The sequence below is a fragment of the Pseudoruegeria sp. HB172150 genome (assembly GCF_013184805.1).
Classification (GTDB): domain Bacteria; phylum Pseudomonadota; class Alphaproteobacteria; order Rhodobacterales; family Rhodobacteraceae; genus Psychromarinibacter.
Window position 1 is genome coordinate 1750543 of record NZ_JAATNG010000001.1, and the last position, 22709, is coordinate 1773251.

Genomic DNA, 22709 nt, shown 5'->3' on the forward strand with positions numbered 1-22709 from the left:
GCCCTGCAGCGGCGGGAGGTCAGCCGGCGGCGAGCTGGTTGTGCTTGCGCGCCATCAGGGTCTTGGCGGTTTCCACGGCGACGGCGGCATCGCGGCAATAGGCGTCGGCACCGATGGCACGGCCGAATTCCTCGTTCAGGGGCGCACCGCCGACCAGCACGATGTAGTTTTCGCGCAGGCCCTTCTCGACCAGCGAGTCGATCACGACCTTCATGTAGGGCATCGTGGTGGTCAGCAGGGCGGACATGCCGAGGATATCGGCCTGTTCACGTTCCAGCGCCTCGAGGTAATCCTCGACCGGGTTGTTGATGCCGAGGTCCACCACCTCGAAACCCGCTCCTTCCATCATCATGCCGACGAGGTTCTTGCCGATGTCGTGGATGTCGCCCTTGACCGTTCCGATCACCATGCGGCCGATGGTGCGGGCCCCGGTTTCGGCCAGCAGCGGTTTCAGGATAAACATTCCGGCCTTCATCGCGTTGGCGGCCAGCAGCACCTCTGGCACGAAGAGAATGCCGTCGCGGAAATCGTCGCCGACGATCTTCATGCCACCTACAAGCGCCTTGGTCAGAACGTCATAAGGCTGCCAACCGCGCTCGAGCAGGATGTTCACGCCCTCTTCGATTTCTTCCTTGAGGCCGTCATAGAGGTCGTCGTGCATCTGCTGCACCAGTTCCTCGTCGTCCAGCTCGCTCAGGATGATGTCGTCGTCTTCGTCAGCCATACGGGCGCTCCGAATAGGCGCATTTGCGCCGGTGGTTTAACGTTTTCTCTGCGAATTCTGCGGAATGCACTTCGCCTTTTGCGACATGGCCGGGACCGGGACCGACCTGTGCATAAAAGCTGTCTGGTGGATGTTCTCTTTATGTTCTATTCTGACGCGATGACGCCCGTTTCGATCCCCGCCGAGCGCCGCAAGGGGCGCGCCGCCACGTCCAACCCGGATGTGCGGTTCGACCGCTACTCCGCCGAAGGCGTGGACGATGGCTGGGACATCGAGGAGGGTCTGCCGCAGATCCGCACCGAAGTCAGCATTGAGCGGCCACGCAAGGTGATCACGCGGAACACGTCGCCGGATGTCGGGTTTGACCGGTCGATCAATCCGTACCGGGGCTGCGAGCACGGGTGCATCTACTGCTTCGCGCGGCCGACGCATGCCTATCTGGGGATGTCGGCGGGGCTGGATTTCGAGACGAAGCTGGTGGCGCGGCCCGAAGCGCCCGAGCAGCTGGTGCGCGAGCTGCGGGCGCAGTCCTACGTTCCGCGCATGATCGCGATGGGAACGAATACCGACCCGTACCAGCCGATCGAGCGCGAACATGGCATTACCCGGCGTATCCTTCAGGTGCTGCTGGAGCATCGCCACCCGGTTGGCATGGTGACCAAGGGCACGCTGATCGAGCGGGATGTGGACGTGCTGGGTGAGCTTGCTTCGCTGGGTCTGACGCGCGTGGGAATATCGATGACCACGCTGGACGCGGATCTGTCCCGCCGGATGGAGCCGCGCGTGCCCGCGCCGAAGCGGCGGCTGAAGGCCATCGAACGGCTGAGCAAGGCGGGTATCGACGTTCGGGTGATGGTGTCGCCGTTGGTGCCCGGGCTGACCGATCCGGAGATGGAGGCGATCCTGACGGCGGCGCGCGATGCCGGGGCGGTGGCGGCGAGCTGGATCAACCTGCGGCTGCCATACGAGGTCAGTCCGCTGTTCCGCGACTGGCTGGCCGAGCATTACCCCGACCGGGCCGCGCGCGTGATGGGGCGGGTGCGCGAGGCGCATGGCGGGAAGGATTACGACGCGCAATGGGGCAAGCGGATGCGCGGCGAGGGGGAATACGCGCAGATGATGGCGCAGCGGTTCAAGCTGGCCGTCAAGCGGCTGGGGCTGGATCGCGACCTGCCGCCGTTGCGGACGGATCTGTTCCGCATTCCGCCGCGCGCCGGGGATCAGCTGGAGCTGTTCTGACGCGCGGATGTCCCGGTTTTGCGGGTGCCTGCTGCGGGCGGAGGCGGTCGCGCCGGATATGGCTGGCCGCGCCTCCATGCTTACCCGCGCCGGCGGCGCCGTTTCCGTTCGGGCGCTGCCGCGGCATCCGCTCCGGTGCCGTCGGAGGCCGAGGAGAAGCCGCCGAGGCGCTCGGCGATTTCCTCGAGCGACGGGCGGGGGCCCTTCGGACGGGTTTCCAGGGCGGCGCGCATCTTTTCGAGGTGCTCGGGCATGGTGCCGCAGCAGCCGCCGATGATCGTGGCGCCGGAATCCCGCGCGAGGACGGCATAGTCGGCCATCAGGTCGGGCGTGCCATCGTAGTGGATATGGCCATCGACATATTTCGGGATGCCGGCATTACCCTTGGCGATGATCGGCAGGTCGCCCCCGAGGCTGGAGAAGCCCAGCACGGTGCGCAGCAGGTCGGAGGCGCCGACTCCGCAGTTGGCGCCGTAGGCCAGCGGAACCTTGGTCAGCTTTTCCGCCAGTTTGGCCCAGGCTTCCGAGGTGACGCCCATCATCGTGCGGCCGGCGGTGTCGAAGCTCATGGTGGCGCAGAGCGGCATGTCGGCCAGCTTGGCGGCTTCGGCGGCGGCCTTCATTTCTTCCGGGGCGCTGATGGTCTCGACCCAGAGGACATCCGCGCCGCCTTCCTTCAGGCCCTCGGCCTGTTCGTGGAACATTTCGACGGCGATCTCGTGGGTCAGCGAGCCCATCGGCGCCATGATCTCGCCGGTGGGTCCCTGCGAGCCGGCGACGATGACGGGCCGACCGGCCTTGTCGGCAATGTCCCGGCCGATCTCGGCGGCCATGCGCGACAGTTCGCGGGCGCGGTGGGCGGCGTTGTGGAGCTTCAGGCGTGATGCGTTGGAGCCGAAGGAATTCGTGAGGAACAGATCGCTGCCCGCGTCGACCGCCCCGCTGTAAAGGGCGCGGATCTTGTCCTGCTCGGTTTCGTTCCAGAACTCTGGCGCGTCGCCAGAACTCAATCCCATGTTGAAGAGGTTGGTGCCGGTGGCGCCGTCGGCGAGAATCCAGTCGCGTTCGGCAAGCATGCGAGAGAGGGCGTCACTCATCCATTTTTCCAATGCTCGAAGAGGCCGTGTCGTGGCACAGCCTTTTGTGTTTGATGCCATCCGACCGATTATGACGCAAATTGATAATCGTCATAATCTTGAGCGGTTGCGACTCATGAAGTTCCCGCCGGAGCCTTTCCTTCACGCGGGCGGGTTATGCGATCCGCAAGATCTATTCCACCCAGGAAAAGCGCGCCGTAGCCGGGGGCGGCGATGTAGAGTGTTTCCCAGTGCGGGGCAAAGCTGGATTTGAAACGGCGCAGCCCTTCCGCGCCGGTGCTGCGCCGGATCAGAGCGCCGAGCGGGCGCGGCAAGGGCCAGTCACGCGGGACGGCGGCCAGCGAAAGACGCGCGACACCCGCTGTCTTTGCGGCCTGGATCGCGGTGACGATCAGCAGGTGCATCGTGCCCTGTGGCGCCGTCGGGCCATGACAGACAAGATCGAGCGTGCGCTCGGTATGTCCTTCGTGGAAGGTAACGAAGCCGACGAGTTGGCCGTCCTTGTAGGCGAGAAAGGCGATCTGGCCGGAAACATAGAAGCCACAGAACCGGCCCATCGAGAAGCCACGGGCTCCGCCGCGCTCCGCCGCCCAATCTTCGACAAGTGCACGCATTTCGGATATCGGCAGTGTTTCGTTCCTTGCTTCGCGGATTTCCAGCCCGGCTTTCTCGGCCTTCCGGAGCTGCCGGCGGAGCTGACGGTACGCAGGCTGCAAGATGTCGAAGCTGTCCGGGATCAGCCATGCCTCCTGCGCAACAGGCAACACGCGCCAGCCGGAACGGCGGGCGGCGGCGGCGGTGCGTGCGCCGCATTTGTAAAGGATCGGGACACGAAGGCGATCGCGTGCGGCCTGTGCCAATGTATCGAGCGTGTGCAACGTGTTTTCGCCGCGTCGAAGCGGGTCGGACAGCATGATCAGGCTCTGCCCGGTCTCGGCGACGAGGGACAATGGACGGGAGCGGGCGTCGCAAAGCAGTTCGAAGGTGCCCTGCCGCATCAGCCCAGCTTCGGCACGGTCGGCAATGTAGCTGAACGCCTGGGACTTCAGCGGCGGAACATCGGTGGCGATCGCCGGGGCCAGCGTGGCTTTCGGCGCCGCGTCATGCCGGACGTGCGGGCCGACGGCGAGGATCGCCAGTGCGGCAACCCCGGGCAGAGCGAAGTACACCAGACGGAAGCCTATGATCGCGGCGAGCAGCTCGGCCTCGGGCAGGGCGGGCAGGCAGGTGAGGCAGAGAAACTCGAACGGGCCGACGCCGCTCGGAGTGGCGCCGACGAGGCCCGCGCCGAGTGCGAGCAGGAAGACGGCGTAGAACAGTATTGGCGGCGGTAGCGCGTGCTGCGGCAGCAGGACATAAAGCGCGAGCGCCGCAAAGCCGGTGTCGACAGCCACGAGAAACAGCAGTCGAAATTGCGCGCGCAGGGAGGGCAGAGACAGGTGGAGCAGACGCGAAGGACGCCAGAGTGTCAGAAGGCTGAGCCCGACCATGACAAGCAGACCCACAGCTGCCAGCGCTCGGAGCGACGGCGACAGCAGGCTTGAAAACGCGAGACCGGTAACGATCAGAAAGGCGAGGCAGGCCATGAAGGACAGTGAGACCGCGGCGGTGAGCCGCATGGCACGCCAGAGCGACATTTCGGGGAACATGCGCCAGCGTGCCAATGATCCGGTCAGCAGACCGAATCCGACAAGCTGGGCCGTCGCGGTTGCGCCGATTCCGGCAGTGCGGGCATAGCCGGCGGCGACGTTGGTCGCTGAGAGACGGTGGATGACCGCCTCGTACCGGCCGAATGCCCAGAAGCTGCAATAAGTGGCCAGGACCGCCGCAAGCCATTGCACCGGCCGGATCTCTCCTGCGGCGTCGAAGACAGAGGCGATGTCCAGCTCAGCAGATTGCCGGGCGAGCACCATCGCCACGGCGGTCATAAGCAACAAAGGCCAAGCCTGGCGCAGCAAGAGCGCCCGAAGGCAATTGCCCGTATCCGCCGCCGAGGCGGATCTGCGGTGTTTCATGGATTTCCCCTCCGATCCGCGCCCCCGGCATCGGAATAGTGGCGGAACACCCACGAAACAATTAAGCGCGGAGGGATTCTCCGCGCTTGGTTAATGGCTTACGACCGGAAGTTGACCGGGCGGGACTGCGGTCAGTCCTTATGCTCTTCCATCAGCTGGACCTTGGCGAGGCTCAGGTACTCGGCCATCTTGGCGCGGATCGTTGCCTCGCCGGCCTTGTCACCCAGATCGCCGGACAGCTTGCGGAATACGTCTTCGTCGCCGGCTTCTTCGAAATCAGCACGGATCACGGATTTGGCGTATTCGTCGGCCTCATCACCGGTCTTGCCCAAGAGTTCCGCGGCCCACAGGCCGACGAGCTTGTTGCGCCGCGCCTCGACCCGGAACTGCATCTCCGCATCATGGGCGAATTTGTTCTCGAAAGCACTTTCGCGTTCGTCAAACGTGGTCATCGGCTTCCCCAAGTAAAGTTTTGTAAGGGACCGTATGCCTGCCGCCGATGCATATCGCAAGAGGCAGCCTGCCTTGCGAGTTCGCGCGGCTTGCCCTATAGGGCGGCAAAAGGACCGGGCTGTCGCCCTGGGCCGCCCATCGGAGATTCAATCACCCCATGGCAAGGCGCAAGAAGCTTTACGAAGGCAAGGCGAAGATCCTGTACGAGGGCCCGGAACCCGGCACCCTGGTTCAGTACTTCAAGGACGATGCAACCGCGTTCAACTCCCAGAAAAAGGACGTGATCGACGGCAAGGGCGTTCTGAACAACCGCCTGTCCGAGTATTTCATGACCGGGCTGAACAACATCGGCGTGCCCACGCATTTCATCAAGCGGATCAACATGCGCGAGCAGCTGATCCGATCGGTGGAGATCATTCCGCTGGAAGTGGTGGTGCGCAACGTTGCGGCCGGGTCGCTGACGCAGCGGCTGGGTATTGCCGAGGGCACACAGCTGCCGCGCCCGATCATAGAGTTCTACTACAAGGACGATGCGCTCGGCGATCCGCTGGTCACCGAGGAGCATATCATCGCTTTCGGCTGGGCCGTGCAGCAGGACCTCGACGACATGATCGCGCTGGCGCTGCGGGTGAACGACTTCATGTCCGGCGTGATGCTGGCGGTCGGGATCAAGCTGGTCGATTTCAAGATCGAGATCGGTCGGATCTGGGAAAACGACTTCCAGCGCCTGATCGTGGCCGACGAAATCTCTCCCGACAGCTGTCGGCTGTGGGACATGGAAAGCGGCCAGAAGCTGGACAAGGACGTGTTCCGCCGCGATCTGGGCAATGTCGCGGACGCCTATACCGAGGTTGCGCGGCGGCTTGGCGTGCTGCCGACCAACGTGACCCATACGACGAAACCGCACCTGATCAACTGACAGGGCCCGCCGTGGCCCTGCAGGTGCGAAATCTGAACGAAAAGAAGCGGGGGTTCGCGCCCCCGCGGCAGGGGTGAGAGCATGAAGGCACGGGTTCAGGTGATGCTGAAGAACGGGGTTCTGGATCCGCAGGGCGAGGCGGTACGCCACGCGCTCGGTTCCCTCGGCTTCGACGGTGTCGAGGGGGTGCGTCAGGGCAAGCTGATCGAGCTGGACCTGGCCGAGACCGATGCCGACAAGGCGCGCGATACCGTGACGAAGATGTGCGAGAAGCTGCTCGCGAACACCGTCATCGAAAGCTACCAGATCGAGATCGGGTAAAGGGCAGGGCATGCGGGCGGCCTTTCTTACGGAGTACCGAAAGCCGCTGGAGATCGCGGACGCCCCGGACCCTGACTGCCCCGAGGATGGCGTGGTGCTGGATGTGCTGGCCTGCGGCGTCTGCCGGTCGGACTGGCACGCGTGGACCGGGACCGATCCCGACATCGTGCTGCCGCATATCCCCGGACATGAGTATTGCGGAGTTGTGGTTGAAACCGGCGCGGGCGTGACGCGCTGGACTGTCGGCGACCGTGTCATCGCGCCGTTCATCCTGGCCTGCGGGAGCTGCCCGGATTGCCAGTCCGGGCACCAGACCATCTGTGCGAAACAGGTCGTTCCGGGGTTCACGGTGGCGGGCGCGTTTGCCGAGCGGATCGCGGTACGCCATGCGGATGTGAACCTGACCCGGCTGCCCGAGACGATGGACCCGGCGCTGGCGGCAGCGCTGGGGTGCCGCGTGACGACGGCGTGGCATGCGCTGACCGGGCGCGCCGCCCTGAAGGCGGGCGAGTGGCTGGCAGTCTGGGGCACCGGCGGCGTGGGGTTGTCGGCGATGCTGCTGGGGCGGGCGCTGGGTGCGCGGGTGGCGGTGGTCGACGTGGTCGGCGAGAAGCTGGATTACGCGCAGGATCTTGGCGCGGATGCCGCGATCGACGCGAGCCGGGGCGATCCGGTGGCGCATCTGCGGGAGGTGACGGGCGGCGGCGCGCATGTCGCCGTCGAGGCGCTAGGAATCACGGAAACGTCGCGCAACGCATTGCTGTCGCTCAGGAAACTCGGGCGGATGGTGCAGGTCGGTATGCCCGCGGGCGAGCATGTAACGATGCCTTTGCCGATGGACGCGGTCTATTCGGGGCAGCTGGCGCTTTATGGTACGCGCGGCATGCCCGCGCACCGTTATCCCAGCCTGATGTCGCTGATCGATGGCGGGCATGTGGACCTGACCCCGTTGATCGCGCGCCGCGTCAAACTGAGCGACGCCAGCGCCGAACTTGCCGCCTTCGACCGCCCGGCGCCGCCGGGTGTCGCCGTCATCACCGACTTCGCCGGATAAAGGAGAGATCCCATGAAAGCCGCCGTCATCGTCTACCCGGGTTCCAACTGCGACAGGGACCTTGCCGTCGCCTTCGAGCGTGCAGGCGCCGAGGTGCAGATGGTCTGGCACAAGGAGACGGATCTGCCGGCGGGGCTCGACATCGTCGGGGTGCCGGGCGGGTTTTCCTATGGGGATTACCTGCGCTGCGGGGCCATCGCCGCGCAGTCGCCGATCTCGAAGGCGTTGATCGACTTTGTCCATGCGGGTGGCCATGCCATCGGGATCTGCAACGGCTTTCAGGTGCTGACGGAGACGGGGCTTCTGCCCGGCGCACTGATGCGTAACGCAGGATTGAAGTTCATCTGCAAGAGCGTCGGGCTGCGGGTGGCGACGGCGGACAGCGTGTTCACACGGGGGCTGTCGGAGGGCGACGTGATCCACCTGCCGGTGGCACATCATGACGGCAACTACATCGTGGCACCGGATGAGCTGAAAACCCTTCAGGATCAGGATCGTATCGCCTTTACCTACACCGACAACCCGAACGGGTCGGTGGCGGATATCGCCGGTGTTCTGTCCGAGAACCGGCGTGTGCTGGGGCTGATGCCGCACCCGGAACGGGCGGTCGACGACAGTCACGGCGGCAGCGACGGGACGGCGATCTTCCGCGCAATTGCGGGCCTGACGGAGCCTGCCTGACCGCCTTGGCTTGAGCGCGGCGACGCCGCGCTCTAGATTGTTGCGATGAGTGAGACCACCGATCCGCGCAAGGAACCGGTCCGCAGTGCGCTTTCGTGGCGTGCGCGGATGTCTCTGCTCGTCTTCATTGTCGCGGCGGTCGCGGTGGTCTGGGTGACCAACCAACTGCTGACTGAACGCTACACCGTTTCCACCAAGAACCGTGCCGAAGTTCGCCAGACGCTGTATGCAGGGAACCTGCTGAGCGAACTGCAGCGGAACTCCGTCGTGCCGCTCTTGCTGGCGCGCGACCCGGTGCTGATCGGGGCGCTGAACTCCGCCGACTTCAGCCAGACATCGCAGCGCCTGATCGGCGTGAAGGACGAAATCGGTGCGGCATCGCTGATCCTTTTAGATGCCAGCGGCCGGACGGTGGCTGCGTCGGACCGGGCCCTGATTGGCTCCTCGCACCGGACGGAGCCGTATTTCATCTCTGCTTTGCGATCCAACGAGACCGTGTTCAACGCCTACCGGACCGATAACGGGGCGATGCGGTTCGTCTATTCCCGCCGGATCGAGGCGGCCGGCGAACTGATCGGCGTGATCGTGGTCGAGGTCGACCTGCGGAAGTTCGAGCAGCAGTGGTCGACGATCTCGGATGCCGTCGTCGTTCTGGACAGCGAAGGACAGATCATCCTGTCGACCGAGCCGAGGTGGCGCGGGCTGACGGAAGACGAGGCGCTGAAGCTGCGGTCCGCGCCGTCGGCCATCGAACGGGCGATCCGCGCGACCGCGGACTGGGCCGCGCTGCCGACGGAGGCGTTCTACCGCGGCTCGGCGCTAATGCGGCTGGAGAACCGGATTCCGTTCCGCGGCTGGCGGATGGTCACATACACGACCTATTCCAGCGTGCGCGAACGGGTGAACGGCGTGCTTGCGCTGGAGATCATGTTCTTCGCGATCCTGCTGGCGGGCGGTTTCTATCTGACCAGCCGCCGGGCGCTGGCGCGGTCGATCTTTTTCCAGCGCGAGTCGGCAGAGCTTCGCCAGCTGAACGATACGTTGCAGCGGGAAATCGCCGAACGGGAACGGGTGGAAAAGAACCTCGAGGTGGCCGAACAGACCATCGCCCAAAGCTCGAAACTTGCCGCCCTCGGCGAGATGTCGGCCAGCGTCAGCCACGAACTGAACCAGCCTCTGGCGGCGATGAAGACCTACCTCGCCGGTGCCAAGCTGCTGCTGCAGCGGCGTCGGCCGGAAGAGGCGCTGACCAGCTTCCAGCGGGTGGACGATCTGATCGAGCGCATGGGCGCGATCACGCGGCAGCTGAAGAGCTTTGCCCGAAAGGGTGGCGATGCCCTGGAGCCGCTGGATGCAAGGGATTGTATTTCTTCGGCTTTGTCGATGATGGAGCCGCAGCTGAAAGAGCGGAAGGTGAAGATCACCCGCTCGCTGCCTGCCGAACCCGTCATGATCATGGCAGATCGCATCCGGCTGGAGCAGGTTCTGATCAATCTGCTGCGCAACGCCGTGGACGCGACCAAGGAGGTCGAAGAGCCGGCAATCGAGATTCTCTTGACCGTCGGGCAGACCGCTGCCCTGATAGTCAGGGACAACGGCCCGGGGATCGAAGATCTCGAATCGCTCTTCGAGCCGTTCTATACGACGAAAGCGCCAGGCGATGGGGTGGGCCTTGGCCTTGCGATTTCCTCGGGCATCGTGAAGGACCTCGGCGGCAGGCTATATGCCCGGAACGGGCGTGCCGGCGGGGCCGTGTTCGAGGTTCGCCTGCCCCTGATAGACACGGATATCAAAGCTGCCGAGTGAGGTAGAAAGAGACTAATGACGCAGGCAATGAAAATCGCCATCATCGATGACGAACAGGATATGCGGCAATCGATCAGCCAGTGGCTGGCCCTGTCCGGGTTCGACACCGAAACCTTCGCCAGTGCCGAAGACGCGCTGAAGACCCTGGGAACCGATTATCCCGGCGCGGTCGTCAGCGACATCAAGATGCCCGGCATGGACGGGATGCAGTTCCTGAAGAAGCTGATGAGCGTGGATTCGGCGCTGCCCGTGATCATGATCACCGGCCACGGTGACGTGCCGATGGCGGTCGAGGCGATGCGCGTGGGCGCGTTCGACTTTCTGGAAAAGCCGTTCAACCCGGACCGGATGACGGAGCTTGCGAAGAAGGCGACGCAGCGCCGGCGTCTGACGCTGGACAGCCGCGCGCTGCGCAAGGAGTTGTCGGACGGCTCGACGCTGATGAAGAAGCTGATCGGCGCGTCGCCGGTCATGGAGCGTCTGCGCGAGGACATCCTCGATCTGGGGCAGGCCGAAGGGCATGTGCTGATCGACGGCGAAACCGGGACCGGCAAGACGCTGGTGGCGCATGCGCTGCACGCGGTTGGCGCCAAGGCCGGGAAGAAATTCGTTCTGCTTTCCTGCGCCGGACAGGACAGCGATGCGCTCGCAGCGCGTCTTTTCGGGCCGATCGAGGAAGGCGGCGGATTGCCGGCGCTGGAAGAGGCGCGGAACGGCACGCTGGTGCTGGAAGATATCGAGTCGCTGCCGCAGGACCTTCAGGCCCGGCTGCTGAGCTGGATGAACGAGCAGGGGACGCCGGCCGAGACCCGGATCGTCGCGATCTCGAACCTTCAGGAGCAGGGCAAGACCTGCGAGGACGTGCTGCGGCCGGACCTGTATTTCCGCCTCGCCGCGATGAAGATCACTCTGCCGCCGCTTCGCCAGCGGGGCGAGGACATCCTGATGCTGTTCACCCATTTCTCCGAACAGTTCGCCGAGGAATACGGCTGCGATGCGCCGAAGGTGTCGGCGCAGGAAGCCGCACAGCTGCTGCAGGCGCCCTGGCCCGGCAACATCCGCCAGCTGATCAACGTGGCTGAGCGCGCAGTGCTGCAGAACCGCCGCGGCACCGGCACCATCGCGTCGCTGCTGATGGCGGAGAGCGACGAGACGCAGCCGGTCATGACCACCGAGGGCAAGCCGCTGAAGGAATACGTCGAGGCGTTCGAGCGGATGCTGATCGACAACACGATGCGGCGCCACAAGGGCTCTATCGTCGCGGTCATGGATGAACTGTGCCTGCCACGCCGGACGCTGAACGAGAAGATGGCCAAGTATGGGCTGCAGCGGTCGGATTATCTTTAGCGAGAGCGTGCACCTGACCATGTGGTCTGCGGAACAGTCCCTTGCGAGGGGCTGCCATGCGCGGTGATGTCTCCGGCATCATCGCGTCGCTACTTGGGCCCATCCTCGTGGTGCTGTCGGCGAGCGAGGCGCTGAATCTCGGGATCTGGACCGAAGCGGACCCGACGCTGGTGTATCTGAACGGGCTGATCCTGTTTGCCGTCGGTCTCGGGGTGGTGCGGTTTCACAATATCTGGCAGTTGAACTGGCGGGGGCTTGTGACCCTGGCAGGATGGCTTCTTCTTGCCGCCGGTGCATATCGGATGTTCTTCCCGACAGCGCCGCAGATGAGCGAGGGTCCCGTGACCTATGCCCTCATCGCTTTCAACTTTCTGGTTGGTGCAATCCTGAGCTATCAAGCGTATCGGCGAAGCTGACATGCGAATTTTCGCCAGCACGATATGTTCGCCGCGGGTCGGCGGATTGATTGCGTACGGCTACCGGAGGTGATGAGGCATGGGCAATGGCTCCGACGCGGAGGCCGGATGCAGCGAGGACGTGCGACCGCTGCGGCCGGAGGAGAGAGGCTGGCTTTCCCGTCGCGTCTCTGAGGATTTTGGAATGCCGGACGTGGTGCGGGATGGGGAATGGCTTCGGCTGGAGGACTGTGACGCTATGAGGTGCGGCGATGGCTATGCCACCTATCTCGATGACGGCAAGCAATTGGAGCTGGTTGCCATCGGCGCGCGCCCTGCCGGGCAGGGTATCGGTACGAAGCTGTTGAAAGCGGTGCTTGGGGTGGCGCGGGAGTCTGGCCGGTGCGCGGTGCGGCTGACGACGACGAATGACAACATCGCGGCACTGGCTTTCTACCAGCGCGCCGGATTCCGGCTTTGTGGCTTGCGGCCGGGCGCCGTGGACCGTGCGCGGCAGTTGAAGCCTGGGCTACCGCTGGTGGCGGCGAATGGTCTGCCAATCCGGGACGAGCTGGAGCTCGTTTTCAGATTTGAGCCGGACGCGGAATGAGGATCGTCAGCCTGAATGCCTGGGGCGGGCAGGTTTGGGATGCGCTTGGGCCGTGGCTCGGGACGGTCGGTGCGGATGTACTGTGTCTGCAGGAGGTAATCCGCGGGCTGGCGCCGGGGCCGGAGTGGTTGCGCTATGGCGATGCGTTCCGGTCGCTGGATCAGCGGCGGGATCTGTTTGCGGATGTGTCGGCAGATTTGCCGGGCTATCAGGCGCGGTTCGCGCCGGCGGCGCGAGGCGATCTGTTGGACGCGGATGGCGGGGTGCATCCCTCGGAGCACGGGATTGCACAGTGGGTCGCGCCGGACCTTGCGATTGCAGGGCAGTGGCAGGGGTTCGTTCATGGCTCGTTTCGTGTCGGCGGCTGGGGCGAGGAGCCGGTGCCCCGGACCTGTCAGGTGACGCGGATTGCGACGGGTGACGATTCTAGTGTCGTCGTTGGTCACCTGCACGGGTTGCGGGATCCTTCGGGGAAGGGCGACACGCCGGAGCGGAGCGCGCAGTGGCGGGCGCTTGCGGCGGCGGTCGAGACGTTCCGGGAGCCGGGTGAGCCAGTTGTCGTCGCAGGTGACCTGAACGTGCTGCCGGGCTCGGACGTGTTCGGCGTTCTTGGCGGGATCGGGCTGACCGATCTGGTGACCACGCGCGGGCACGATGACACGCGAACGTCGCTCTACAAGAAGCCGCAACGGCACGCGAATTACATGTTCGTCTCGCCCGAGGTGCGGGTGGTGTCGTTCGACGTTCCGGCGGAGCCGGTCGTCTCGGATCACCGCCCGCTGATCCTCGATCTCGCGTTTTAGGTCATTCCGCCGGGATCGCGAAGACGGCGAACTGGGTGAACTGGGACGCCGGATTGAAGTTGTCGTCGGAGGCGATCACGAAGGTCTGCTTTCCGTCGATGACGGGACCGAAGGCGAAGGATTCGATGTTGTCGATATCCAGTCCGAAGTCGCCTTCCCTGATTTCGAACCACGGCGTTTTCGTCACCGACGTCACAGCGGCGGGATCGACCGATGCGGTGCCTGAGATATCGTCAGCGCCGCTCATGTCGGCGATGAAGAACCGGATGTGGTTGCCGACACCGAGCGCAAAGGTGCGTTCGACGGTTACGAGCCGCCCGTCCGGCATCGCCTCGATCGCTGAAAGCCCGTTGTCGTTCCAGAACGGATCCTGCGTCGCTTCGATAGAGATCGGCTCGGTCACGTAGAGGTATTCCGCTGCGGGCTGCATCGTGGTCGGGTCGATGACCAGCAGGCGCGCGGGGCTGCCGGATTCCAGCGTCGCCTTCCGCCCGTCCTGCGCCAGCGCATTCTCGGTTCCGGCGATCAGCTTGTCGTCGGACGTCAGCGTCAGCCCCTCGAAGCCGAGGTTGTTGTAGATCCCCCTGGTGTTGTCCGTATCGGGCAGATAGGCCTCGGGAAGCGCGATGGGCTCCGGCGCGGACCCGTCCGGCGCGGCCATGTAAATGGCGGGCCGGCCATTTTCGTCCCGCTCACTCGACCAGAACAGGTGGGTGCCATCGAATGCGATGCCTTCGGGGTCGGTACCTTTCTCGGCAAAGGCACCATTCGGGCCGGCAAGCTCGTGCATGGCCGCGAGATCGAGAGATACGATGCCTTCTGCAAGACCCAGCTTCAGCTCATAGAAACGCGCGGGACCGTTCTGCACCCGGTCATCCGAGATCGCGAGAAAGCGGTCGCCTTCCGCATCGTAGGCGAGATCCGAGATGCCGCCGAAAACCACGCCAGCCACGGACAACCCGGAGGGAACGACGATCTGACCCAGGAATTCCGGTGTGGGTGGCGCGTCCTGCGCGAAGGCGGGCATGGCGAGGAACGTGGCAAGCGCGGTGCAGATAGTGCGGTTCATGGCGGGTCTCCGGCGAAGATTGGGACGACATTCCGCTAGCGGTTGCATGTGACGAAGCAGCGACGGAGAGACGACAGTTTTCGCGTTCTGCCCAACGGCTGGACCGGCAAAATACGACCTGCCCACAAAACAGCCTTGGGTTGTATATGTAATGGCTTCATTTCTTCGGAACGCGACCTGTCCGCAATTTTCGCCATTGTAAATCCGTCGTATTCGCCTTTATGTTACAAGGCAGCGCGCCAAGAGCTTTGATCTGCCGGCGCGTAGAGAATTGAATTTTCGCGATTTTCTGACCAACGGCAACGCCCGAAGAAAAACGCGAGATGAAAACCAGGCCCGAGCGGCCAGGGAATCGCCCGAGAAAGCCTGCAGAGGCCGGGCCTTGAATTGGTGTCCGTGACAACAAGGGACGCCGGAGAAGAACCGCGATGAGGCGCGCAGGACGATACATGAGCGGACGGACGGCCACAGAGCCGCCTCTCGCTGACGCGCGCGCGCCCAGCCTCGCCCAGACAAGACACCCGCCGCACAGCTCCGCCCCGCCAGGGAAAGGGGTTTTGCCGCGGTGCCGAAGGACTTCATGGCAAAGAAAATGCTCATCGACGCCACCCACGCGGAAGAAACCCGCGTTGTGGTGGTCGACGGAAACAAGGTCGAGGAATTCGACTTTGAAACTGAAAACAAACGCCAGCTAGCCGGCAACATCTATCTTGCGAAAGTGTCTCGCGTGGAGCCATCGCTCCAGGCGGCGTTCGTCGAGTATGGCGGTAATCGCCACGGCTTCCTGGCCTTCTCGGAAATCCACCCGGATTACTACCAGATCCCGGTCGCGGACCGCGAGGCTCTGCTCGCCGAAGAGCGCGCCTATGCTCAGGCGCAGGACGAGGACGAGGACGAGAAGCCGAAATCTTCTTCGCGCCGGTCCCGGTCGCGGCGGCGCAAGTCGTCGGACAAGAAAGAGACCACCGAAAAGGCCGAGTCGATCGTTTCCGACGACGCTGTAGAGACGCGCGAAGTCTCCAGCGACGACATTCCCGGCATGGGTGTCGTTGACCTTGATGAAGACGGCAACGATGACGACACGGGTCCGGTCGATCTGACCGACGACGACCAGAAGTCGAAGGCGAAGAAAGAGGCGGAAAGCGCGGCGGATACGGCTGAGCCGGAAGAGAATGAAGCCGAAGCGCAGAGTTCAGACTCAGACGAAACCGGCGAAACCGAGGCTTCGACGTCCGAAACCTCTTCGAACGGGTCCGACGACGATGGCGATGATTCCGATGACGAAGATGACGATCACGATGACGACGAGCCCTATGCCGCCGTCGATCATGCGACCGAGCTGGATTCAGAGATCGAATCCGTCGCGGAAGAGGACGTCACCGAGGAAATCCGTCAGCCGCGCCGGCCGAAGCCGCGCAAGTACAAGATCCAGGAAGTCATCAAGGTTCGTCAGATCCTGCTGGTTCAGGTCGTCAAGGAAGAGCGGGGCAACAAGGGCGCCGCGCTGACCACCTACCTGTCGCTGGCCGGGCGGTACTGTGTGCTAATGCCGAACACGGCGCGTGGCGGCGGGATTTCTCGCAAGATCACGAACGCGACCGACCGCAAGAAATTGAAGCAGATCGCGTCGGAAATCGACGTGCCGGAGGGTGCGGGGCTGATCGTGCGGACGGCGGGCGCCAAGCGCACCAAGTCCGAGATCAAGCGCGACTACGAATACCTGCAGCGGATGTGGGAACAGATCCGCGAGCTGACGCTGAAATCCATCGCGCCGGCGAAGATCTACGAGGAAGGCAACCTCATCAAGCGGTCGATCCGCGACCTGTATAACCGCGACATCGACGAGGTTCTGGTCGAGGGCGAAAGCGGCTATCGCGTGGCCAAGGACTTCATGAAAATGATCATGCCGTCCCACGCGAAGAACGTGAAGAACTACGCCGACCAGATGCCGCTTTTCGCGCGCTATCAGGTCGAGTCGTACCTGTCCTCGATGTTCAATCCGGTGGTGCAGCTGAAATCCGGCGGCTACATCGTGATCGGTGTGACCGAGGCTCTGGTGGCCATCGACGTCAACTCCGGCCGGGCGACCAAGAAGGGGTCGATCGAGGAGACGGCGCTTGAGACGAACCTCGAGGCGGCGGAAGAAATCGCGCGGCAACTGCGCCTGCGTGACCTTGCCGGGCTGATCGTGATCGACTTCATTGATATGGAGGAGCGTAAGAACAACGCCTCTGTCGAGAAGAAGTTCAAGGACAAGCTGAAGACGGATCGCGCGCGTATCCAGGTGGGCCGCATCTCTGGCTTCGGGCTGCTGGAAATGTCGCGGCAGCGGCTGAGCCCCGGCATGCTGGAGGCGACGACGCAGCCCTGTCCGCATTGCCACGGCACCGGCCTGATCCGGTCGGATGACAACCTTGCGCTGTCGATCCTGCGGCAGCTGGAAGAAGAAGGCACGCGGCGTAAGTCGCGCGAGGTGCTGTTGAAGGCGCCGGTGGGCATCTGCAACTTCCTGATGAACCAGAAACGCGAGCACGTGGCGCAGATCGAGGCGCGCTATGGCATGTCGGTGCGGATCGAGGCCGATCCGTTCCTGATCTCGCCGGATTTCTCCATCGAGAAGTTCAAGACCGCGACCCGGCCGGTGGCCGAAGCAGCGCCGGTGGTGTCGGTCAACGCGTCGCTGATGGCGGATCTCGACGAGGAAGAAGAGGCCGTCGCAGCGGAAGCCGAGGATACTCCGGACACCACGGATGGCGACGATAAACCCAAGAAGCGGCGCCGTCGTCGCCGTCGTCGGCGCGGAAGCGGCAATGGTGGTGAGCAGGGGGGCGAACAGTCCTCGGCCCAGTCGAATGGCGATGATCAGACAAACGTGACATCTGGCGAAGGTGAAGGCGAGGCCGAAGCCGAGACTGCCACGGAATCGCCGGCTGAAGCAGCCGAAGTAGCCGAGGCGCAGCCGGAAACGGCTGAGGCGGAGGCGGAGGCGAAGACGGAAGAAAAGCCGAAGCGCTCGCGCCGCAGGTCATCGTCTTCGCGGTCGAAGAAATCCACGACGACCGAAGAGCCCGCAGCGGCAGAGGCCGCCGAAGCGCAGGCTGAAGAGCTGAAGGTGGAAACGGAAGCCGCTGAAGCGGCGCCTGCCGAGGAGCCCGCTGCGGTTCCGGAGCCTGTGGCAGAGGCCGAGCCCGAGCCGCAGGAGACTGCGGAGCCGGAACCGGCTGCCGCGGCTGAGCCGGAAGCGGAAACGGCTTCGGAGCCTGCACCTGAAGCGGAGCCCGAGCCCGAGCCTGCAATGGCAGAGGCGGACGAGGACAGCTCGAAGCCGAAGAAACGCGGCTGGTGGTCGATGGGGCGTTAAGCCCCGTCTACCCGCCTTTCCGGATCAGGTAGACCTGTATCGTGTCCCGCATTTCGTGATGCGCCAGCGCATGGCCAGCTTCCTGGCAGAAATGCGGGATATCGATCAGGGCGACCGGATCGTCGGCGTGAACCTCCAGAACCTGACCCGGCTCGAGCGGCTGCAGGCGCTTGCGAAGTTTCAGGACGGGCAGGGGACATATCAGGCCGCGGGCATCGAGGAAGGCATCGTGATCCATGACTGCGATGCTTAGGCCATCGAGCAGCGCGCTTGAAGTGCCTTTTGGGGTACCGTTCCGCCGCACTGTAGTAGCGCCACGGGGATGTGACCAAAGCGCCCCGTGACGCCACACCTTCCAGCCGCTAAGAGAAGCGGACGAGGGGAACGGAAGGGACCTGCATGTTCGGCGTCGACATCATGGATGCTAGCCTGCTGCCCGCCATGCTGGTGGCGGCGGCGGCGGGGTTCCTGTCCTTCCTGTCGCCCTGCGTATTGCCGATCGTGCCGCCCTATCTCGCCTATATGGGTGGGATCAGCATGGCTGAGATGGAGGCCGACCGCGCGGCAAGGCGGCGCGTCCTGATGTCGGCGATCTTCTTCGTGCTGGGGCTGTCGACGGTCTTTCTGTTCCTCGGCTTCACCGCCTCGGCCTTCGGCGCGTTTTTCCTGCAGAACCAGGAATGGTTCGTGATCGGCGCCGGGATCGTCGTGATGATCTTCGGCGCACACTTCATCGGGGTCTACCGCATCGGCTTTATGGATCGCGAGCTGCGGCTGGAGGCGGGCGACCGCGGGGGCAGTGCCTTTGGCGCCTATGTGCTGGGGCTGGCTTTCGCCTTTGGCTGGACGCCCTGCATCGGGCCGATCCTGGGTGCCATCCTGTCGATTGCCGCGGAGCAGGCCAGCCTGCCGCGCGGCACGCTGCTGTTGGGGGTGTATGCGCTGGGGCTGGGTATTCCGTTCCTGCTGGTCGCCGCCTTCTTCCCGAGGATGAAGGGGGTCATGAACTGGATGAAGCGGCACATGGACCGGATCGAGAAGATCATGGGACTGCTGCTTTGGACCGTCGGGCTGATGATGCTGACAGGGCAGTTCACCGCATTCTCCTACTGGCTGCTTGAGAAGTTCCCGGGACTTGCGGTGATCGGCTGAGACGCTAATCGGGCCGTTACGGCGGCTTAATCTTGCCCCGAACTTCCCTTAGCATCTCGGCAAGATGAATGATCGCGATCCCGATACGGCGCCAGAGCCGAACCATCCCGTAAAGCGCCGCCGGGTCTTTTACATTCCGGGCTACGATCCGATTCACCCCCGCCGCTACCGCGAACTCTACCGAAAGGAATCCGCGGCTCAGGCGGAGATTTCCGGCTACCGGATCGGGATCAAGCCGCGCGAGGGCGAGCGATACGGCTGGGATGTGCGCGCCATCATCGGCGACCAGAAGGTCGCCGCCGGGGTGGAGGTGCTGGTCTGGTCAGATATCGTGCGCGCTTCGATGTCGAACACGATCCCGGCGACGTATCTGCAGCTTGCCCGTACCGCGTGGACCTACATCGCGACCGGCACGCTGCGGCGGCTGATGTGGATGCGGAAAGGGCCGGTGCTGGCGGCGCTGTACCCGGTGGGAATGCTGATCCTGCAGGCCGTCCTGGCGGTTGTCGCGGGCGCCGCCGCGGGCGGGCTTCTGATCCGGCTGATCGGAGCGGTTGTCGGGCTGGTACTGGGCTGGTTCGGTGCAGAGGCAGGCGGTGCTGTCTGGACACTCTTCCTGAACCTTGTCTGGTGGGCGGCGTTCGGCGTGGCGACCGTCGCTGTCCTGCGCTGGTTCAAGGCGATGGATGGGAAGCTTTACGCCTACTACCTGATGCATGACTACGCGTATTCCTGCCAGCTGAATGGAGCCTATCCGCCGGAACTGGAGGCGCGAATGATCGAGTTCGGGAAGATCATCGCCGAGGCACTGACCGGGGACACGGATGAAGTGCTGGTGGTCGGCCACAGTTCCGGTGCGCACCTTGCGGTGACGATCCTTGCCGACCTGATCCGTGCCGGGCGCGTGCCGGCGAACGGCGCGAAGCTGGCTTTCCTGTCGCTTGGGCAGGTGGCGCCAATGGTGTCCTTCCTACCGAAGGCCGACCGCCTGCGCGCTGACCTGCATTACCTGTCGCAGCGGGAGGAATTGACCTGGGTCGACGTGACTGCACCGGGGGATGGCTGTGCCTTCGCGCTCTGCGATCCGGTGGCGGTATCTGGTGTCGCCCCGGCAAATCAACGCTGGCCGCTGATCCTGTCGGCTGCCTTTACCCAGACGCTTAGCCCGGAGCGGTGGAAGGCGCTGCGCTGGCGTTTCTTCCGGCTGCATTTCCAGTATCTCTGCGCTTTCGACCGGCCCGGGGATTACGACTACTTCCAGATCACAGCCGGTCCACTGACCCTCGCCGAGCGGTACGAGGGCCGGGCACCATCCCGCTCACGAATTGACGTGCCAGCGTCACGCTATACGTCGATGGCAGCATGAAACCGCCAAAACCGGAAGCCCGGGCCGACAAGGTCTCTCTCTGGCGCTATCTGCGCCTGTTCCGCCAGGACATCCTGTCGGCACAGCCCGCGCGCCTGTATCGGGCGTGGATGGCGGAGTTCAGGACGCCGTTCTTCCGGTCTTACCTGATCAACCAGCCTGAGCTGATCCGCGAGGTTCTGAACGCGCGGCCGATGGAATTTCCGAAGTCGTCGCGCGTTGGCGAAGGGTTGCGCCCTTTGCTGGGTAATTCGGTGTTCCTGACCAACGGTGAGACGTGGCTGCGCCAACGGCGGATCATTGACCCGGCCTTCGAGGGAGGCCGGTTGCGCGAAACGTTTCCGGCGATGCTGGCTGCAGGCAAGGCAGCGGTTGAAAGGCTGCGTGCGCGGCAGGGCGATGTAGAGATCGAGGAGATGGCCAGCCACGCCGCCGCCGACGTGATCTTTCGGACGTTGTTTTCCATTCCCATCGAGCACGAGATCGCGGCGCGGGTCTTCCGCGAGTTCCGCACCTATCAGCGGACACAGCCGATCCTGAACCTCGCCGCTTTCCTGCCTGTGCCGCGATGGATGCCCCGGCTGCACCGGGGCCGCACGATCCGCGCCGCCAAGTCCATCCGCCATCTGATCACGCAGCTAACGACCGACCGGATGTGGGCCATAGAGGCCGGTGCGCCGCCGAACGACCTTGCGACCAAGATTCTGTCCACCCCGGATCCACAGACCGGCCTCCTGTTCGAGACCGACGAGATGGTAGACCAGGTCGCGATCTTCTTTCTTGCGGGGCATGAAACCAGCGCCTCTGCGCTCGGCTGGGCGCTGTACCTTCTGGCGCTGCACCCCGAGGCGCAGGAGCGGGTTGCCGAGGAGGCCGCGGCGCTTGGCGACGCGATCCATTTCGGGGATCTGTCGCGCCTGCGCTTTACGCGAGACGTCTTCCGAGAGACGCTGCGTCTCTATCCGCCGGTGCCGATGATGGTGCGCGAAACGACGAAGCCGGAGCGTTTCCGCGACCGGGATCTGCCAAAGCGCGCGCAGGTGGTGATCAGCCCTTGGCACCTGCACCGGCACGAGCGGATCTGGGAGCGGCCGGACGATTTCGATCCCGACCGGTTCCAGACCACCGAAGGCCGCGAGTGCATGCGGGACGCGTATATCCCGTTCTCTGCCGGCAAGCGCGTCTGCGTCGGTGCCGGTTTCGCTATGGCGGAGGGCGTTCTGCTGCTGGCGCTGCTGGTCCGGGCGTTCCGGTTCGAGCGGATCGAGGGCGCCGAACCGGTGCCGGTCGCCTACCTGACGGTGCGTGCAAAGAACGGAATCCGGCTTCGGGTGAGCGAGCGGGTTTCGTCCGGGACGGCGCCGACGCCTGCGACGGCCAGCGCCGAGCGGGTTTAGGGCATCAGCCGCGAGACGTAAGGAGGCAGGGCGAAGGCGCCGAGATGTACCTCGGGCGTGTAGTAATCGGTTTCGATGCCGGCTGATGCGAAGCGGTCCTGCAACGTCGCGAGGTCCACGTGCCGCGCATCGCTGTCCGTGCCCCAGCCGAAGGCCATCGGACCGCCCGCGTAGGTCGGCACGGTTGCCATGTAACACGTCCAGTCCGCGAACAGCGCCTTGAAGGCACGCATCGTGTTGGTCAGCTCGTCGCCCTGCAGGAAAGGTACGCCGTTCTGGGTCACGATGATTCCGCCCGGCGCCATTGCGCGCTTGGCGTGGCCGTAGAAACTGTCGGTGAACAGCACCTCGCCGGGGCCGATGGGGTCTGTCGAATCGACGATGATCACGTCGAAGCCGCCTTCGGTCTCGCGGATGAACTGCGCACCGTCGGCGATGACGAGGTGCAGGCGCGGGTCGTCGAAGGCGCCCTCCGAGAGGCCCGGCAGGTATTCCTTGGAGAAATCGACGACGCCCGCGTCGATCTCGACCATTGTGACATGCTCGACGGAGGTGTGCTTCAGCACCGTTTTCGCCATGCCGCCGTCGCCGCCGCCGATGATCAGGACGCGCTTTGCCGCGCCGTGGGCGAAGACCGGCATGTGCGACATCATCTCGTGGTAGATGAAGTTGTCGCCCTCGGTGGTCTGCACCACGCCGTCCAGCGTCAGGATGCGCCCGAAGGTCGGGTTGGAGAAGACGCGTAGCCGCTGATGTTCGGTGCGGCTGTCATAGAACACCTCGTCTTCGCGCAGGGCCTGAGCATGATCGTCATGCAGGCGCTCGACGCTCCATCCGGTCAGATCGTTCATGATGTTTGCTCCTTGCTCGGCGGCTGCGCAGACCATGGGCAGGTTGGCC

The 22709-nt window shown here is 64.2% G+C and carries 21 protein-coding genes; 14 read left to right on the forward strand and 7 right to left on the reverse strand.

Annotation, left to right across the window (positions count from 1 at the left end):
* Positions 1–19: 19 nt before the first annotated feature.
* Positions 20–724, reverse strand: a complete 705-nt coding sequence (locus HCO70_RS08365; protein ID WP_172294873.1) for a B12-binding domain-containing protein — start codon at positions 722–724, stop codon at positions 20–22.
* Between the two features lie 141 nt (positions 725–865).
* Between HCO70_RS08365 and HCO70_RS08370 the strand changes: the two genes are divergently transcribed.
* Positions 866–1963 (forward strand): PA0069 family radical SAM protein, encoded by a 1098-nt coding sequence (locus HCO70_RS08370; protein WP_172294875.1) that lies wholly within the window; start codon positions 866–868, stop codon positions 1961–1963.
* A gap of 80 nt (positions 1964–2043) precedes the next feature.
* Here the strand turns inward: HCO70_RS08370 and bmt are convergent, their stop codons facing one another.
* The 3 genes from bmt to HCO70_RS08385 form a co-directional block, all read right to left on the reverse strand.
* Positions 2044–3060, reverse strand: coding sequence for a betaine--homocysteine S-methyltransferase (bmt, locus tag HCO70_RS08375; RefSeq protein ID WP_172294877.1), 1017 nt, complete (start codon positions 3058–3060; stop codon positions 2044–2046).
* A 113-nt stretch (positions 3061–3173) separates the two neighbouring features.
* Entirely contained in the window at positions 3174–5075 is a 1902-nt protein-coding gene (locus HCO70_RS08380) for a phosphatidylglycerol lysyltransferase domain-containing protein (protein ID WP_172294879.1), read from the reverse strand.
* Between the two features lie 131 nt (positions 5076–5206).
* Positions 5207–5527 (reverse strand): DUF1476 domain-containing protein, encoded by a 321-nt coding sequence (locus HCO70_RS08385; protein WP_172294881.1) that lies wholly within the window; start codon positions 5525–5527, stop codon positions 5207–5209.
* Positions 5528–5685: 158 nt separating this feature from the next.
* On the opposite strand from HCO70_RS08385, the gene purC reads away from it, so the two are divergent.
* The 9 genes from purC (at position 5686) to HCO70_RS08430 (ending at position 13464) form a co-directional block, all read left to right on the forward strand.
* Positions 5686–6447: a phosphoribosylaminoimidazolesuccinocarboxamide synthase gene (purC, locus tag HCO70_RS08390; RefSeq protein ID WP_172294883.1), complete on the forward strand. Its 762-nt coding sequence runs from the start codon at positions 5686–5688 to the stop codon at positions 6445–6447.
* Positions 6448–6528: 81 nt separating this feature from the next.
* Positions 6529–6768, forward strand: coding sequence for a phosphoribosylformylglycinamidine synthase subunit PurS (purS, locus tag HCO70_RS08395; RefSeq protein WP_172294885.1), 240 nt, complete (start codon positions 6529–6531; stop codon positions 6766–6768).
* Between the two features lie 10 nt (positions 6769–6778).
* Positions 6779–7822, forward strand: a complete 1044-nt coding sequence (locus HCO70_RS08400; RefSeq protein WP_172294887.1) for a zinc-dependent alcohol dehydrogenase family protein — start codon at positions 6779–6781, stop codon at positions 7820–7822.
* Positions 7823–7834: 12 nt separating this feature from the next.
* Positions 7835–8503, forward strand: coding sequence for a phosphoribosylformylglycinamidine synthase subunit PurQ (gene purQ / locus HCO70_RS08405; protein ID WP_172294889.1), 669 nt, complete (start codon positions 7835–7837; stop codon positions 8501–8503).
* A gap of 45 nt (positions 8504–8548) precedes the next feature.
* Entirely contained in the window at positions 8549–10309 is a 1761-nt protein-coding gene (locus tag HCO70_RS08410) for an ATP-binding protein (RefSeq protein ID WP_172294891.1), read from the forward strand.
* Between the two features lie 15 nt (positions 10310–10324).
* Positions 10325–11656, forward strand: a complete 1332-nt coding sequence (locus HCO70_RS08415; RefSeq protein ID WP_172294893.1) for a sigma-54 dependent transcriptional regulator — start codon at positions 10325–10327, stop codon at positions 11654–11656.
* Positions 11657–11712: 56 nt separating this feature from the next.
* On the forward strand, positions 11713–12072 hold the full coding sequence (locus HCO70_RS08420) for a hypothetical protein (protein WP_172294895.1): 360 nt from the start codon (positions 11713–11715) through the stop codon (positions 12070–12072).
* Between the two features lie 184 nt (positions 12073–12256).
* A complete protein-coding gene (locus tag HCO70_RS08425) occupies positions 12257–12661 on the forward strand; it encodes an N-acetyltransferase (RefSeq protein WP_172294897.1) in 405 nt (134 codons plus the stop codon).
* Positions 12658–13464 carry an endonuclease/exonuclease/phosphatase family protein gene (locus tag HCO70_RS08430; RefSeq protein WP_172294899.1) on the forward strand — a complete coding sequence of 269 codons (807 nt, stop codon included), beginning with the start codon at positions 12658–12660 and terminating at the stop codon, positions 13462–13464. The genes HCO70_RS08425 and HCO70_RS08430 overlap by 4 nt, the downstream gene beginning before the upstream one ends.
* Before the next feature lies 1 nt (position 13465).
* Here the strand turns inward: HCO70_RS08430 and HCO70_RS08435 are convergent, their stop codons facing one another.
* Positions 13466–14533, reverse strand: a complete 1068-nt coding sequence (locus HCO70_RS08435; protein WP_172294901.1) for an esterase-like activity of phytase family protein — start codon at positions 14531–14533, stop codon at positions 13466–13468.
* 580 nt (positions 14534–15113) lie between these two features.
* Here HCO70_RS08435 and HCO70_RS08440 point away from each other — a divergent pair.
* Entirely contained in the window at positions 15114–17894 is a 2781-nt protein-coding gene (locus HCO70_RS08440; protein ID WP_172294903.1) for a ribonuclease E/G, read from the forward strand.
* A 7-nt stretch (positions 17895–17901) separates the two neighbouring features.
* Here HCO70_RS08440 and HCO70_RS08445 read toward each other — a convergent pair whose 3' ends face one another.
* A complete protein-coding gene (locus HCO70_RS08445; RefSeq protein ID WP_172294905.1) occupies positions 17902–18132 on the reverse strand; it encodes a sulfurtransferase TusA family protein in 231 nt (76 codons plus the stop codon).
* A gap of 161 nt (positions 18133–18293) precedes the next feature.
* On the opposite strand from HCO70_RS08445, the gene HCO70_RS08450 reads away from it, so the two are divergent.
* The 3 genes from HCO70_RS08450 (at position 18294) to HCO70_RS08460 (ending at position 21809) form a co-directional block, all read left to right on the forward strand.
* A complete protein-coding gene (locus tag HCO70_RS08450) occupies positions 18294–19046 on the forward strand; it encodes a cytochrome c biogenesis CcdA family protein (RefSeq protein ID WP_172294907.1) in 753 nt (250 codons plus the stop codon).
* Positions 19047–19110: 64 nt separating this feature from the next.
* Complete coding sequence (locus HCO70_RS08455) at positions 19111–20412, forward strand: hypothetical protein (RefSeq protein ID WP_172294909.1); 1302 nt, start codon at positions 19111–19113, stop codon at positions 20410–20412.
* Complete coding sequence (locus tag HCO70_RS08460) at positions 20409–21809, forward strand: cytochrome P450 (RefSeq protein ID WP_172294911.1); 1401 nt, start codon at positions 20409–20411, stop codon at positions 21807–21809. Before HCO70_RS08455 ends, HCO70_RS08460 begins: the two co-directional genes overlap by 4 nt.
* On the opposite strand, the gene speE is transcribed toward HCO70_RS08460, so the two are convergent.
* Positions 21806–22660 (reverse strand): polyamine aminopropyltransferase, encoded by an 855-nt coding sequence (speE, locus tag HCO70_RS08465; RefSeq protein WP_172294913.1) that lies wholly within the window; start codon positions 22658–22660, stop codon positions 21806–21808. The two genes, HCO70_RS08460 and speE, sit on opposite strands and share 4 nt — an antisense overlap.
* Positions 22661–22709: the final 49 nt, after the last annotated feature.

Bases quoted from the DNA above. Each gene is read 5' to 3' on its own strand.
- HCO70_RS08365 (WP_172294873.1), bottom strand. From the start codon at position 724: ATGGCTGACGAAGACGACGACATCATCCTGAGCGAGCTGGACGACGAG.
- HCO70_RS08370 (WP_172294875.1), top strand. From the start codon at position 866: ATGTTCTATTCTGACGCGATGACGCCCGTTTCGATCCCCGCCGAGCGC.
- bmt (WP_172294877.1), bottom strand. From the start codon at position 3,060: ATGAGTGACGCCCTCTCTCGCATGCTTGCCGAACGCGACTGGATTCTC.
- HCO70_RS08380 (WP_172294879.1), bottom strand. From the start codon at position 5,075: ATGAAACACCGCAGATCCGCCTCGGCGGCGGATACGGGCAATTGCCTT.
- HCO70_RS08385 (WP_172294881.1), bottom strand. From the start codon at position 5,527: ATGACCACGTTTGACGAACGCGAAAGTGCTTTCGAGAACAAATTCGCC.
- purC (WP_172294883.1), top strand. From the start codon at position 5,686: ATGGCAAGGCGCAAGAAGCTTTACGAAGGCAAGGCGAAGATCCTGTAC.
- purS (WP_172294885.1), top strand. From the start codon at position 6,529: ATGAAGGCACGGGTTCAGGTGATGCTGAAGAACGGGGTTCTGGATCCG.
- HCO70_RS08400 (WP_172294887.1), top strand. From the start codon at position 6,779: ATGCGGGCGGCCTTTCTTACGGAGTACCGAAAGCCGCTGGAGATCGCG.
- purQ (WP_172294889.1), top strand. From the start codon at position 7,835: ATGAAAGCCGCCGTCATCGTCTACCCGGGTTCCAACTGCGACAGGGAC.
- HCO70_RS08410 (WP_172294891.1), top strand. From the start codon at position 8,549: ATGAGTGAGACCACCGATCCGCGCAAGGAACCGGTCCGCAGTGCGCTT.
- HCO70_RS08415 (WP_172294893.1), top strand. From the start codon at position 10,325: ATGACGCAGGCAATGAAAATCGCCATCATCGATGACGAACAGGATATG.
- HCO70_RS08420 (WP_172294895.1), top strand. From the start codon at position 11,713: ATGCGCGGTGATGTCTCCGGCATCATCGCGTCGCTACTTGGGCCCATC.
- HCO70_RS08425 (WP_172294897.1), top strand. From the start codon at position 12,257: ATGCCGGACGTGGTGCGGGATGGGGAATGGCTTCGGCTGGAGGACTGT.
- HCO70_RS08430 (WP_172294899.1), top strand. From the start codon at position 12,658: ATGAGGATCGTCAGCCTGAATGCCTGGGGCGGGCAGGTTTGGGATGCG.
- HCO70_RS08435 (WP_172294901.1), bottom strand. From the start codon at position 14,533: ATGAACCGCACTATCTGCACCGCGCTTGCCACGTTCCTCGCCATGCCC.
- HCO70_RS08440 (WP_172294903.1), top strand. From the start codon at position 15,114: ATGGCAAAGAAAATGCTCATCGACGCCACCCACGCGGAAGAAACCCGC.
- HCO70_RS08445 (WP_172294905.1), bottom strand. From the start codon at position 18,132: ATGGATCACGATGCCTTCCTCGATGCCCGCGGCCTGATATGTCCCCTG.
- HCO70_RS08450 (WP_172294907.1), top strand. From the start codon at position 18,294: ATGTTCGGCGTCGACATCATGGATGCTAGCCTGCTGCCCGCCATGCTG.
- HCO70_RS08455 (WP_172294909.1), top strand. From the start codon at position 19,111: ATGAATGATCGCGATCCCGATACGGCGCCAGAGCCGAACCATCCCGTA.
- HCO70_RS08460 (WP_172294911.1), top strand. From the start codon at position 20,409: ATGAAACCGCCAAAACCGGAAGCCCGGGCCGACAAGGTCTCTCTCTGG.
- speE (WP_172294913.1), bottom strand. From the start codon at position 22,660: ATGAACGATCTGACCGGATGGAGCGTCGAGCGCCTGCATGACGATCAT.